The following is a 13792-nucleotide window of genomic DNA, read 5'->3' as shown; positions in this document are numbered from 1 at the left end:
TAAGCAGAAACTAACATTATGTGAATAACCCTACGATTTTTTACTTTTTTCATGCGTTGACCCTGTGAATAGCACATTTTTGTACAAAGTGTTTTATGATGATTTTTACTTGTGGTTGGTTTTATTACCAATCACTTATTTTTTTCCTCCAAACTACTCAGTGGTGCGGTGATAACACCTACCACAATCATAATATTTTTTATTTTTTAAACAGTGGTTAACAAATTCTAATTAACGGTTCATTTTATTATATTGCTTAGGATTAAGGTGTAGAGAGAACTATTTACCGATGAATGAAACCGAATTTGGGCGGCTTAACAGGCTTTGCCCAATCTGGTTTAAGTGTTCCGAAGGGTCATCTAACTAGAAAAACGAGGACTGCGTCTGGAAAATTAATGCAGAAACCAATATAAAACATATGGCAACACGCTACCGTTTTGGTGATAATGAAATTCCACATTTCGTTACATTTGCTGTTATCAACTGGATTGATGTTTTTAGCAGAGAAGATTATAGAGTTATTGTTACAGACAGTTTAAAGTATTGCATTCAAGAGAAGGGACTAAATTTGCATGCTTGGGTAATCATGACCAATCATATTCATTTAGTTATTTCATGCAAAGACGGCTTTAAACAAGCTGATGTTTTAAGAGATCTGAAAAAATTTACAGCAAAAACCATTATCAAAACAATAGAAGAAAATTCAAAAGAAAGCAGAAAAGATTGGTTAATTTGGATGTTTAAAAGAGCTGGAGCAAAAAACACGAATAATAAAATTTATCAGTTTTGGCAACAAGACAATCATCCAATAGAATTGACAACTCTACAAATGATGGAGCAAAAAATAAATTACATTCATGAAAACCCTGTAAGAGCCGGAATTGTAAATGAACCTCAGCATTATAAATATAGTAGCGCTTTTGATTATTTTGAAGATGAAACAGGGTTGTTAGCAATTCAAAGGATATGGTAGTACAACTTATTCCGGACGGAGTCCTGGTTTTCAAAAAGCATTTCAGTGATCCTAAAAAAGGAACACTGAAACGAGGGGGGATTATTTTGAAGATGAAGCCGGGTTATTAGAAATACAAAGGATATGGTAGTACAATTTATTCCGGACGGAGTCCTGGTTTTCAAAAAGCATTTCAGTGATCCTAAAAAGGAACACTGAAACGAGGGGGGTAGGATAACACCGAGGGCACTGAAAAACTACCCATTAAAATAGGGCTTATGAATTTTTTATTCCATAAGCCCTTTTCTTTGTGATATTCGCAATCTCCTAAATTTTATTTTGCAATTAGACGATTCTAAGAGGCCTTATGTGCCGTTTTTTCTCAATGTTTAACACGACATTTTTTCACAAGGACTTTTTCAGTGCCCTCGATAACACCTACGGTATTTTTAAAAATAATTAAACTAGTTTTTTACAATCCTTTTTACTAGCGGTATATTACCGTTCAATCTTAGTAAGTAGATGCCCGAAGCTATATTGTTTAAACTGATAGTTGTTTGCGTTAATGAGCTATCTAATAAGATTTGTTTTAATATTTTACCGTTGCTGTCTATAAGCTGTATTTGATGATAAAGACCTGCCACAAATTCAACGTTAATGATATCTTGCGTTGGGTTTGGATAAATTTTTACTTCATTATCAGTTAAAGATACATTAACCACTCGTACCCCTAAATCTGTTATTTTACCGTTAAAATCTTGTTGTTCTAATCGATAATAATTAATACCATTAGCTGGTCTTTTATCATAAAAAACATAATTATTACCGGTTGTTGTATTTCCAAAACTTAAAACTTTACCAATAACATTAAACTGCTGCCCATCCACTGATTGGGAAATGATAAATTCTTTGTTATCAGTTTCAGAAGCGGTTTGCCACTGTAAGTCAACAACTCCTGTGTTTTGAAGTGTTACATTATAGTTAAGTAGTGTAATTGGCAATGTTACATCAAAATAGGTCAATGCTTTTGCCATAAAAGTTGTAATTTGTTCTTGAGATGCAGTTTCTAGTGGGAATCCAAGATAAATAATTCCACCAGGGGTTGTTCCCGACCCAAATGTACCTTTATAGGCAATTCCCCCAAAACGTATCAATGGGTTATTATATTTTAAAATTGCTGTTGCGGTCCCAAAAGGGCTGATATTATCAGGATATGTTGCTAGATAATTCACTCCAAGATTTAGTGTTAGGCCTTCGAATGGACTTCCGATTACGCCTGACACTGGCGTGTCTGAGGTCGCACCGTCACTAACATAAGTTGCCTTCAAATAGTTATTCAAAAAAGGTATATCGTACTCAGTTGCAGCAGGCCGGTTTAAGTTGTATGCAATCTCTGATCCTGTAATTAGCAGTTTTCCACCATTATCCAAGAAAGCTTTAACTTTCGCTTTATTTGTGCCGTTAAAAATTTTGTCAGTGCCAGATTCGTCACCGCTAAACCATAACACCATATCGTAGTCACTTAATAAAATAGTTCCTGCGTCTATCATCTCATCGGCAGCAGAATTAATTCGCAGTGTGGCATTGTCTCGTAACGTTTCAAAATAAATGGCAGCAAAATTATGCGATCTTGATTTATAATCGGTAACTCGATCAAATCCGTCAACAATAAGAACCCTTGGCCCTGTTGTAACATTTACAGTTCTGCTATAAACATCACTTGGTGCACTTTCAACATCGGGATGAATGTCATTTGTAACCACCGCAGTAAGCTTAAAATGAACTGCGTTCGTTGTAGGCGCCACTAAGAATTGATTTGGGTTTAAACTGACACTTGTTGTGGTGGCTGTTAACGTAGATTCATCAGCAGCTAAGGCCCAACCAGTAAATTCGTCGTCTAAGGCGTAATATAAGCGATATCCTTTTAAATTAGGCTCGGTGTTGGCTTTCCACGCTGCATTTACTACATTAGAACCCGCTGTACCTGTTATGTAATGTAGCGTTGGTAATGAAACCGATGGAATTACAATGCCGCCGGCAATTCTGTTCAATAAATTTGTCCAACGTGTAGCAGTCAAATTAGGGCAATCGGTAGCTCTAACATCACTATGACCATATATGCCACGGTCGCCATTAATTCCTCTTCTTAATCTTGGAATGTTATTTCTATTACAAACATCTATAGCTAGGTTTGCTGCAGCAACTAGCATGGGTTCGCTATCCCACATGGCTAAGTTGGTAGCTAAAACTTCATGTTCTGTACTTATGCCTGCACCATTCCATTGTGGAAAACCAGTTACACCTTGTGAATAAGCTCTGTCGCCTTCTCTCACTACCTGAGATATTTCGCCATCAGAATTTCGAATAGCATAATGAGCGCTAGATGGTGAAGTACGTGTGCAATCACTAAACCAAGATATTGCACCAGCATAAGTTCCGGTTGCCATATAATGAACAAAATAGTAATCTATGCCATAGCCGTTTCGCCCTGCACCAAAGTTACATGTAGTCATTCTATTTAATGCAGTTGGATAATCGGTGGTTGAACTAGCAACATTTTGAACACTCTCCGTTTTTCTTTTAGGTGCGATTTTATATTCAGGAATAGTAATTGGTTCAGCGTCAATTTGAATAATTTCTCTCCAAAGCGATACCGTTTTACTTCCGTTTTTGATCACATTGTAAAAACTAGTTGCTAGCGAAGTCTTCATTTCTTCGTTGCTTAAACCCGTCAAATCTCTTGTTGCCTCAAACCAATCCGCTAAATTAGCTGATGCAGGTTTGCCTTTTTGATAATAGGCTAATAGTGCGGCTGCGGCTCTAATATTTGCTTTGGCTTGATTTTTTATATCGTGAGCACTTGCATTCGTTAAACTTTCAGCAAGTGTAATTTGTTTGATATTGTCCGATTCTATCAAACCCATCATTCCATAAGAGCCATAAAAAGAGGGCCCAGTTTGTGCCCAATTGCTTTGTACTTGAGCCGCAGCTTTCAATATGATTGCAGGTACTTTAAATTCAGTTGCTGCGTCATTGATGTATTTTTCTGTTGTTGCCACTGATGGATGCGGACGATTTAAAACATCGGCAAGGTGTGCATGGTCTTCGCCACCATGATCATATTCAATAACAACCCCTTGCAGCTTGATTGATTGATTTTGCTTTTTTATCTCGGCTTGCCTGTTGCGGTCGGTATTTGAAAGAAAGTCGTTCATATTTCTTTGCAAAAACACATCACCGTTTTCATTAACACTTTTTTCTATTGGCGAACTCAAATTTTTATCTACCAATTTAATCAAGTCTTCGTTGGTTCTTTTGACTTGTGCAATGGTGCTACATGATACTACAAAAACTAAAACAATAGTTTTTAAAATAAAAGGTAATTTTCGTTTCATATTGAATATATTTTAATATAAGGTTTTAATAAAAAATGAATACACAAAAGAGAACACTTGAATCATAGATAACTGATTGATAGTGTAATTGTAAGAATAATAAATTAAAAATGCAAGTTAATGCGGTTTTGTATTAAAAATAACGTAAATAACCGCACATGAAATCTAGATTAAGTGTTCTTAAGGGTCTCTAACTAGAAAAAAAAGGACTGCGTCCGGCAAATTAATGCATAAACCAATATAAATTATGTAAAAACACGCTACCGTTTTGACGACAATGAAATTCCACATTTCGTTACATTTTCAGTTATCAACTGGCTTGATGTTTTTAGTAGAGAAGATTATAAAACAAGGGCGTTAACAATAGAATAGAAAGGACTTAATCTGTGGTTTAAGTGTTCCTAAGGGTCACTTAAATCTAATTAGAAAAACGAGGACTGCGTCCGGAAATGTTTAGGACATTCTTTAAATTGGTAATAAACCTGATTTAAAGTAGAATATTTAAATTAACCTTATAACCAAATACACATATCTCAATTTTCTAAAAAAGATTTAATTGATTACTGAAATAGAGAATACTTAAAAAGAATAGATGATTGAAAATCCCTTTCAATTATAAATTCGACATGCCCTTTGGAACAGCTGGTTTCATATACTATAAGTAAACCTTTCTTGTGAGATGTCTCGTACCTACTATTGACGTTTTTTATAATCACCTATTAATTAGGTTGCTAAAAGCAGCGCCGTCCTTTCGAATCCGCTCAGGGTCACTCCCACCTTGTGTTGTTGCCAAATCATGAGTTTTATCGTCATTCTATATTGATTTATATGAAATGTATTAGGCCTCGAAATGACGTGATGGAGAAAAAATTACTTCAATTAATTGCGTTGGGAACATGTGGAACAGCTGGAATCAAAAAATCATAAAACAAAAAAAGCAACTACAAATTAATGCAGCTGCTTCTTGAAACTATAAATGATATGTGTTTTAAGAAAAACTTAAACCACCGTTAATGTCAATATTAGTTCCTGTAATGTAAGTAGATTCGTCAGAGGCTAAGTAAACAACTAAATCTGCTACTTCTTTAGCTTCACCTTCTCTTTTTAAACAAGTTGCGTTAGCTACGTTGCCACGCACTTCTGGTTTTGTAAAAGTATCGTGAAAAGCTGTAGCTATCATACCTGGTGCTACTGCATTTACTCTAATTCCTTTAACTCCAAATTCTTTTGCTAAACCTCTAGTGAAAGTCATTAATGCGCCTTTTGAAGTTGCATAAACTGCAGCACCTGGCCCGCCACCGTCTCTACCTGCTAAAGAAGTAAAGTTAATGATTGCACCACCTTTTGGCATAAATGGAGTTACTGCTTTTACGGCTAAGAAAACAGATTTCAAGTTCATGTCCATTACTAAGTCAAAGAAATCTTCGTCCATTTCGGCAGTTGTTTTACGAGCAACTAAACCACCAGCAACGTTAGCCAAAATATGGATTTCTTCTCCAAAAGCTGCTTTAGTTTTTGCAACCAATGCATCAACTTCTGCACTTTTAGTCATATCTGCTTTCACTATAATTGCCTCTCCACCTGCTTCTTTAATCAGTTTTAAGGTTTCATCTGCGTTAGCTTGGTTACCAAAATAATTTACTACTACCTTAGCTCCTTCTTTTGCAAACTGTACCGAAACTGCTCTACCAATATCTCTTGATCCACCTGTAACTATTGCTACTTTATTTTTTAATCGCATAACTTAATTGTTTATTTATTTAAAATTTTTACTTTTCTTGTTGTTATATATTTCACACTTAACCAAGATAACGGCACCATTACTGCCGCCAATATGAAGAAAGATGAATAGCTTGTTTGTGTAATAACTGGCACTGCCCAAGTGGTTAAAATTGTACCAACAACAGCAGCTGTACCTGCCATACCGGCTACTGTACCCACATTTTTACCGTTAAAATAATCGGAAGGTAAGGTTTGAATATTGCCAATTAAGAACTGGAAACCGAATAGAGTGATTCCAATTAGTACCATTGCAAACATGGGTGTTTCTTTTAAACTACTTAGTTGGTAAACTATGGCAACTAATGCAGTTAACATAATTGCCGAACCTACTGCAATAGCAGTTTTACGAGCTTTTTCTGCATCAGATCCTTGTTTAATTAGGTATGAAGAAAAATAACCTCCAGCCAAACTTCCTATTGCAGCAAATAGGTATGGAACCCAAGTAAAAGCACCAATTTGCTTAATATCAAATTGAAAAGATTCCTTTAAAAAAGTTGGTAACCAAGTTACAAACAACCACCACACAGGGTCAATAAAAAACCTACCCATAATAATTCCCCAAGTGTTACGGAATTTCAAAAGCTCTTTCCAAGTTAAAACCGGGGCATCATCTGCACTTACTTTTCCTTCTTGTAAAGGGCTACGAGATAAAATGTGCTGACGTTCTTCTTCTGTTATCCAAGGGTGTTTATCTGGAGTTGCTTTGTTAACAATTAACCATGGAATAACCCATATTAAACCTAAACCAGCAATTAAAAGGAAAGTTGCTTTCCAGCCAAAAGCGATGTATAAAAGCGCTATAATTGGCGCAGAAATTACCGAACCTAAAGATGCACCTGCACCAAAAATTCCTTGGGCAATTGCTCTCTCGCGTGGGGGAAACCATTCTGCGTTATTTTTTGTAGCGCCAGGCCAGTTACCTGCCTCGCTAAAGCCAAGCATAAACCTAAAAATATTGAATGAAAGCAAAGATTTTGCAAAAGCATGTAAAGCGATAGAAATACTCCAACCTACGATAGAAACTGTCATCCCAATTCTTGTACCTACAGCATCCATTAATTTACCAGTAAATGTTTGCCCTAAAGCATAAGCAATCATAAAAAAGGTAGTAATTAATGCCAATGCGCTTTTATTATCTGCATCGGCAATGCCAAATTCTTTATAAATGTATGGCCATAAAATATTGATGGCGCTTCTATCAACATAATTGATAATTGTTGCTACCCCTATTAGGGATATAATCCACCATCTTAATCCTCTTACTTTCATCTGTTTATATTTATCGATTTTTCATTTGCCAGATGGAACCTTTAATATTTAAAATTATTATTGCCTTGTGTGCTTAATAATTATTTTAAACATATCGGTTTCATTTTTTAATTGGTTAAAAGCGGAATATTTGCCACACCACTTGCTGCATTATTTACTTTATTGTTTGAATAAACTTTATTCCCAACAGCCTCTCCCTTGCTGCTTTTCAACCTAACATTAAAGCCATGTCCGGCTGCATTAACATTGCTAAGGTTATTTTTAAACACATTATAACAACCCCAGCCTGCAACAGCACAATTTATTTGATAACCATCTTTTAAAACAGATGGTTGCGTATTATTGCCCGTGTTGTTTTCTATTAAATATGAATTTCCTTTCACATCTATCCAACTGTCGGCACTGTTTGCTCCGGTTATGCCTTGTGCTTCAAAAGTATTTCCTCTAATAATGCCACCAGTTGTTCCTTCCTTAATATCAATACATTCGGCAGCTACGTAAGGCCCAATTTTATTATTGATGACTTTATTAGAATCACATCTATCAGGTTCGCCATTACTAATTTTTGGCCAATTGCTTACGGCTGTACCTATATAAATTCCTTCGCCATAATCAGGAGTTTTTAAACCTGTATATGAAATTTCTGTACGTTGGATGGTGTTGTGTTTACTAAATTTTCTAAGATGTATCGCTTCCTCTCCTATTTGGGTAACTAAAATACCGTCTATTAAGCAGTAATTAGCGCCATCGGCTACTAAACCTTTAAGCGCATTTTGAATGGTAAAACCTTTAATTCTCCAATAATTAGCTTGCAGAGATAATGCGTAACCGCTTTCTTTTGTACCAGCATCTAAAATGGCTTTTCTGGAACCAATTAAAGTGATGGGTTTTTCTAAAGTTCCGTTATTGGTGTTTTTTATCACAAATTTACCTTCATAAACTCCATCTTGTAACACAATAGAATCTCCTGGTTTTGCAATTGAAAGTACACTCTTTAATTCGGTACTGTTTGCAACTTTAATTAAGTTTCTTTTCGCTTGCGCTGATGCCTGATTGATTTTTCCACTGCTGCTTAATAATGCGATAGTAGTAACCGATAAAACTAATTGATTATATAATTTCATATCCCTAAATCTTTAAGAAAAGCAATAATTTTTAATGAAACTTCGGCACTTTTATCAGCTACAAAACCTCCATGACCTCCTTTTTTAACGGTTATAAACTCATGCTTTACGCCCAATTTATTTAACTTTTTAGCTAACTCAACAGATTGTTGATACGAAACCGTTGGGTCTGCATCGCCATGTACAATAAATATTGGTGGACTATTTTTTGTTACATAATAAATTGGAGAAATAGATTTCTTGAATTCGTTATCGCTAAACTTATCGCCTAACCAAAACTTAACCGTTCGGTTAGATTGATCTCCCAAAGCAGCTTCGCTGATATCAGATACTCCGTATTTATCAATAATTGCGGCAACTTTAATATTTTTTTCGCCAGCACAATTTTTATCAAAAATTGGGTTGTTAGCCAAAAGACCACCCATTAATGCTAAATGCCCCCCAGCAGAACTGCCCATAATCACAATTTTGTTAATATCAATATTTAATGCTTTTGCATTTTTTATTAAATAAATTAATGCACATCTCGTATCTTCTATTGCGGCTGGTGCTTTATCTGTTACAGCTAAACGGTAAGATATATTTGCTACAGAATAGCCTTGTTTAAAAAGTGAACCAAAACCAGATTGCGAATCTTTGCTCCCTCTAGCCCATCCACCTCCATGAATATTGATAATGATTGGAGACGGTCCATTTGCTTTAGGTGCTAAATACAAATCCATTTTACCATCCCAATTATTTACTGTAGTATAAACCACATTTAGCTGTGCTTGGTAACCAACCGGGTAACTTACCTGTTTAATCTCTTGCCCTTCTTGCGCATAAGCTAGCTGAGCAAAAAACAAAGAAAGTATGATGATAAAATTTTTCATTTTGTTATTTGTGTATTCCTAAGCCTTTTAAAAACTCCATAATTTGAGCGTTTACTTCCGAATTTTTTTCGGCAGGAAATTTCCCATGCTCACCACCTTCTACCGTAATAAATTCATTTTTAATCCCCATTTCATCTAGTTTCTTCTTAAAATCTACTGATTGTTGATAGCTAACTACAGGATCTGCATTACCATGAACTATAAATACAGGTGGACTGTCTTTTTTTATTTGGTAAATTGGTGATACTGATTTAGCGAATGCGGATTCTCTTGGGTAACTACCTAACCACATTACAGCCGATTTACTTGGCCAAGCACCAACATCGGTTATTCCGTATTTATCAATAATTGCAGCCACTTTTACTTCTTTTAATCCTGCACAATTTGTATCAAACTTGGTATCGTTACCTAATAAACCTCCCATTAATGCTAAATGCCCGCCTGCAGAACCGCCCATTATCACAATTCTATTCACATCAATATTTAAGGCTTTAGCGTTTTTTATTAAGTAAATTAATGCACAACGCGTATCTTCTACTGCTGCTGGTGCTGTTGCTACTTGCGATAAACGATATGAGATATTTGCTACTGCATAACCCTTTTTGAAAAAAGAACTGAAACCAGTTTGACTTTCTTTTACGCCCTTATTCCAACCCCCACCGTGTATGTTAATTACAACCGGACTTAAACCCTTCTCTTTAGGTGGCATATAAATATCCATTTTACCTTCCCAATTTTTTGGGGTGGTATAAACCACATTCAACTGTTCTGTATAACCTGTTGGATAAGCTACTTTTTTATACTCAGTTGTTTCTTGCGCTTTAGTGTAAAAACCAACTACCAATAAGAAACATATTGCTATAATCTTTTTCATGTTATGTTTTATTATTTAAAATTTTATAAAAAATCTTCTCTGTGTGGACTAAAAACATCTATCAATGTTCCTGGCTCGACACATCTACAGCCATGAATTGAATGAGGAGGAACATAATAACCGTCGCCTTTTCTAATAATTTTAACTTGGTCTCCAATAGTCATTTCAAAAACACCACTTTCAACATAAGTTACTTGCGAGTGATGGTGCTCATGTAATGTCCCCACAGCTTCCGCTTCAAATTTTGCCTTAACTAACATAATTACATCATCGTAACCGTAAATTTTTCTTTTAATTCCGTTTCCTAAATCCTCCCAAGAGGTTTCGTTTTCTATTTGAAATAATTCGCTTTGCATATCTTTTTTTTATTAGTTGGTTAGTTTTTTTGGTGGTTAGTTGGTTAGCTTTGATGTTGATAGTCGATTGAACATGGACTATTGACCATGAACCATCAACTACTGACTCAAAACCACATAATTGTCTTTTTGATTATAATTAATTTGATATTGATATTTCTTGTCTTTTATTTTAAATGAGATCACCGTTTTATTTTCATCAGAACTGATTAATTTTAAATCTGTCAGGTTTCCGCTTGCCGCAGAAACGGTTTCATTTATTGGATCAATATTTCCGTGAGTTTCTGTAATGTTTACAAAAGTTTGGTTTTTTGCTTTTGGCTGAGTTAACATAAATGCTTTTCCGTCAACTAAGTTCATTTCAGGATCATTAGCGCCAATAGAAACTAATTTAACCTGTAAAGGATTGTCTGATACAAAGTGTGTGGTGTAAAACCTCTTGTTGTTTAAGACGCTAACAAATCCGCCATTTTCATCTAATTGATTCTGAGCATTTAACCATAAATGCTGGTAGCCAAACTGTGTACCTAATGCTTGTAAATTATTTCTTTGGGCATCAACTTTAAAAGAAGTATTTACCATTTGCCCTTTGTACCAAAAAGGTAAATCATATTGGTGTTCGTTAGCAGAACTAGCTTGGAAAACATCAATTAATAAAGGCTTATTACTTTCGGTAACTTTTACTAAAGCTACGGTTCTAAGCAATTTAACATCTGCATAAGCATTTTCTTCTTTAGCACTTACAACTTGTAAATCAGGATGAGCAGAAAAATTCATTAAATCTGGATGTTGTGCATCTGCTGCTGTTACATTAGCCTTAAAGTTTGATGTTTGATCCACAACCAAAGTGTTGTGCGCCACAGTTTGTTTAGCCCAACTATCATTTTCTGCCAAATAACCTCCTCCGTTTTTGGTGTCGATGTTTAAAAAACGGGCAGCCCCATAATCATAAAATATCTCTTGATTGTTATCATAAAAAAGAAAATTTAACCTATCAAAATGGCCATGCCCCATTCCTTGTGATGCGGCTTTTAGTATTAAACACTGTTGGTTTGTGTTTGCGCCAGACCTTAAAATACCTAAGCCACCTTCATCTCCATTTCCACCATCTTTAATCCATAAAGATTTGTATTTAAAAGGTTCAGATTTTCCTTCTGCTATCGCTTTGGCAACAGCTAAGCCTGCATCAGAAACAATCACTCTTTCTTGTTGCTGTGCAATGTCTAATAAATCTGCCTCGGCTTTAATATCTGTATAGGCAATGTTTAAACCATAAACCAACTCAATAGATTCGTAAGTTTTATCTTTTATAGCATCGTTAATTGGAAAAAAGGCTTTGTTGGTATAAGTTAATTGCAATGCCGTTTGTATAGCTTTAGCAAGTAACTTGTTTCTAAATTCAAATATTTTAAGCTCGGGCTCATAATTATTTATTGCCTTAGCAAACATTACAAAAGGCAATAATGCGTAGCGTTGGTAATAAGGCCCTTCCATATAATAACCATCTGGAGAAAACAGCTGATTAATTTGTGCTAAATATCCAGTTTTGCCATCTTTTTTTGAGCCTTTAAGTGCCATTTCTACATACTCTGGTTTATTTAAAACGTAACCCGTCATACCAACAGCTGCTAAATTCCAAGTTCCATGATTATGAATTTTATCTAAAACCTCTTGCCTATCAACAGTAAAAAAGTTGAGAATTGGCATAAACAAATTTTGTTCTATGGTAGTCCTGTCTTTAGTTGTTAAGGCATCAAAAACTAAATCATAGGCTTGTATGGTATAAACTTGCCAAACAAAATCATTTAAACTTTGCCAAAAAATACGTCCGCCATCTTTTTGGTTTTTACTTTTAGGGTGTACTGGCCATTTTTGATATTGATTGGCGTAATCTAAAAGCATGTTTTTTACATAATTGGCATACTTTATATCTTTAGAAATTTGATATACAGTTGCACAATTAAGCATTGCATTATAATTCCTTTTATGTTGTTCATGAGTGTAACCACCGCCGCCATCTTTAGGAATAGGAACAGTAATAGGTAAAGAAATGGCTAAATCTGCATCGGCTATAATTTTTTGAAAAGAACTTTTTAACAAAGGATAACTTTGGCAACCTTTACGTACTTCCTCTAATTTAACTTTGGTAAGCATTAAACTTGGATGCGATTGTGCTATTAAATTTAAGCTAAGAAAAAAGCATGCTAATAGCAATACCACCTGTTTTAAGTAGTTCATAAATTCTAATAAATTGGTTGATTTATCTGATCTCGTTTATAATATTTTGTGTAGCAAAACCAGCTTTACTAATTTGCCAAATCTCGTTTAAGTGTTTAGCCATTGCACTTTCGGCTAAAGCAAAATCTTGTTTTTGTATAGCTTCTAATATGGCTCTATGTTCTGTAATTGCAGTTTTACCTCTATTATCTCCACAAACTTTATTTTCTACTATGTTTTTTATTAAATCCGGAATTAAAATCAAAATCATTGATTCTATTACTGGGTTTTTAGAGGCTTTAGCAATCTTAATATGAAAAATCATATCTTCTTCTACCGCTCCATTGCCATCAGTAGCAATTCTATTTTCGTAATCTAATAATGCATTTTTTATTTCTACTAAATCTTCTTCTGTTCTTCTTTCGGCAGCTAGTTTAACAGCAGTTAATTCTAAATGATACCTGGCTTCTATTAAAGCGTTAAAATCGTCTTTATTGTATTTTATTAAATCTGATATAATACTATCAATCACATTAATACTTAAGCCAGCTACATAAGTACCACTTTGTGGATTAGTTTTTAATAAACCATAAAATTCTAACTTTAAAATAGCTTCTCTTATATAACTTCTGCCTACTCCAAATCTTTCTGATAAAACTCTTTCTGCAGGCAACCTATCACCAGGTTTTAACTGGCCCGATGTTATTAATTGTTTTAACTGATTTATAATTTTATCTACCGGAGATTCTAACTGTATAGCAGTAATGTTATCTATTAATGAGCTCATAGTTTAATTTATATTTGGTAAACCAATTAATTGGTTTACCAAATATAGGGATTTGTATTGATTTGTAAAATTTAATTTCAAATTATTCTTTCATTAATTTCTTAGTAAAAAAACATCACTCTTTTCCTGAAAACTCTTACCTCATAAACCTTTCTAAGTTGGTT

Annotated in this window: 10 protein-coding genes; 1 reads left to right on the top strand and 9 read right to left on the bottom strand. The window is 34.6% G+C overall.

Features of this window, described 5'->3' with window-relative positions:
* The first annotated feature begins 418 nt into the window (after nucleotides 1-418).
* On the top strand, nucleotides 419-973 hold the full coding sequence (locus ACFSSE_RS17380) for an REP-associated tyrosine transposase (RefSeq protein WP_379044230.1): 555 nt from the start codon (nucleotides 419-421) through the stop codon (nucleotides 971-973).
* A 443-nt stretch (nucleotides 974-1416) separates the two neighbouring features.
* On the opposite strand, the gene ACFSSE_RS17375 is transcribed toward ACFSSE_RS17380, so the two are convergent.
* From ACFSSE_RS17375 to ACFSSE_RS17335, 9 genes are all read right to left on the bottom strand, one after another.
* Nucleotides 1417-4347 carry an N-acetylmuramoyl-L-alanine amidase gene (locus ACFSSE_RS17375; RefSeq protein ID WP_379044224.1) on the bottom strand — a complete coding sequence of 977 codons (2931 nt, stop codon included), beginning with the start codon at nucleotides 4345-4347 and terminating at the stop codon, nucleotides 1417-1419.
* A 988-nt stretch (nucleotides 4348-5335) separates the two neighbouring features.
* Complete coding sequence (locus tag ACFSSE_RS17370; protein WP_379044221.1) at nucleotides 5336-6088, bottom strand: SDR family NAD(P)-dependent oxidoreductase; 753 nt, start codon at nucleotides 6086-6088, stop codon at nucleotides 5336-5338.
* 11 nt (nucleotides 6089-6099) lie between these two features.
* Complete coding sequence (locus ACFSSE_RS17365; RefSeq protein ID WP_379044218.1) at nucleotides 6100-7398, bottom strand: MFS transporter; 1299 nt, start codon at nucleotides 7396-7398, stop codon at nucleotides 6100-6102.
* Between the two features lie 107 nt (nucleotides 7399-7505).
* Nucleotides 7506-8522: a chondroitinase-B domain-containing protein gene (locus tag ACFSSE_RS17360; protein ID WP_379044216.1), complete on the bottom strand. Its 1017-nt coding sequence runs from the start codon at nucleotides 8520-8522 to the stop codon at nucleotides 7506-7508.
* Nucleotides 8519-9394, bottom strand: coding sequence for an alpha/beta hydrolase fold domain-containing protein (locus ACFSSE_RS17355; RefSeq protein ID WP_379044213.1), 876 nt, complete (start codon nucleotides 9392-9394; stop codon nucleotides 8519-8521). Before ACFSSE_RS17355 ends, ACFSSE_RS17360 begins: the two co-directional genes overlap by 4 nt.
* 4 nt (nucleotides 9395-9398) lie before the next feature.
* Nucleotides 9399-10268: an alpha/beta hydrolase fold domain-containing protein gene (locus tag ACFSSE_RS17350; protein ID WP_379044210.1), complete on the bottom strand. Its 870-nt coding sequence runs from the start codon at nucleotides 10266-10268 to the stop codon at nucleotides 9399-9401.
* Nucleotides 10269-10291: 23 nt separating this feature from the next.
* Complete coding sequence (locus tag ACFSSE_RS17345) at nucleotides 10292-10624, bottom strand: cupin domain-containing protein (protein ID WP_379044207.1); 333 nt, start codon at nucleotides 10622-10624, stop codon at nucleotides 10292-10294.
* A 99-nt stretch (nucleotides 10625-10723) separates the two neighbouring features.
* Entirely contained in the window at nucleotides 10724-12862 is a 2139-nt protein-coding gene (locus ACFSSE_RS17340) for a heparinase II/III domain-containing protein (RefSeq protein ID WP_379044204.1), read from the bottom strand.
* 22 nt (nucleotides 12863-12884) lie between these two features.
* Nucleotides 12885-13628, bottom strand: coding sequence for a FadR/GntR family transcriptional regulator (locus tag ACFSSE_RS17335; RefSeq protein WP_379044201.1), 744 nt, complete (start codon nucleotides 13626-13628; stop codon nucleotides 12885-12887).
* Nucleotides 13629-13792: the final 164 nt, after the last annotated feature.

It is taken from the genome of Pedobacter alpinus (assembly GCF_042684645.1).
GTDB lineage: Bacteria > Bacteroidota > Bacteroidia > Sphingobacteriales > Sphingobacteriaceae > Pseudopedobacter > Pseudopedobacter alpinus.
The sequence above is the reverse complement of the archived record's forward strand: the minus strand, read 5'-3'. Positions and strand labels throughout refer to the sequence as shown.

Excerpts from the sequence above, each read along its gene's own strand:
- ACFSSE_RS17335 (WP_379044201.1), bottom strand. The coding sequence starts at position 13,628 with ATGAGCTCATTAATAGATAACATTACTGCTATACAGTTAGAATCTCCG.
- ACFSSE_RS17375 (WP_379044224.1), bottom strand. The coding sequence starts at position 4,347 with ATGAAACGAAAATTACCTTTTATTTTAAAAACTATTGTTTTAGTTTTT.
- ACFSSE_RS17370 (WP_379044221.1), bottom strand. The coding sequence starts at position 6,088 with ATGCGATTAAAAAATAAAGTAGCAATAGTTACAGGTGGATCAAGAGAT.
- ACFSSE_RS17365 (WP_379044218.1), bottom strand. The coding sequence starts at position 7,398 with ATGAAAGTAAGAGGATTAAGATGGTGGATTATATCCCTAATAGGGGTA.
- ACFSSE_RS17345 (WP_379044207.1), bottom strand. The coding sequence starts at position 10,624 with ATGCAAAGCGAATTATTTCAAATAGAAAACGAAACCTCTTGGGAGGAT.
- ACFSSE_RS17350 (WP_379044210.1), bottom strand. The coding sequence starts at position 10,268 with ATGAAAAAGATTATAGCAATATGTTTCTTATTGGTAGTTGGTTTTTAC.
- ACFSSE_RS17340 (WP_379044204.1), bottom strand. The coding sequence starts at position 12,862 with ATGAACTACTTAAAACAGGTGGTATTGCTATTAGCATGCTTTTTTCTT.
- ACFSSE_RS17360 (WP_379044216.1), bottom strand. The coding sequence starts at position 8,522 with ATGAAATTATATAATCAATTAGTTTTATCGGTTACTACTATCGCATTA.
- ACFSSE_RS17380 (WP_379044230.1), top strand. The coding sequence starts at position 419 with ATGGCAACACGCTACCGTTTTGGTGATAATGAAATTCCACATTTCGTT.
- ACFSSE_RS17355 (WP_379044213.1), bottom strand. The coding sequence starts at position 9,394 with ATGAAAAATTTTATCATCATACTTTCTTTGTTTTTTGCTCAGCTAGCT.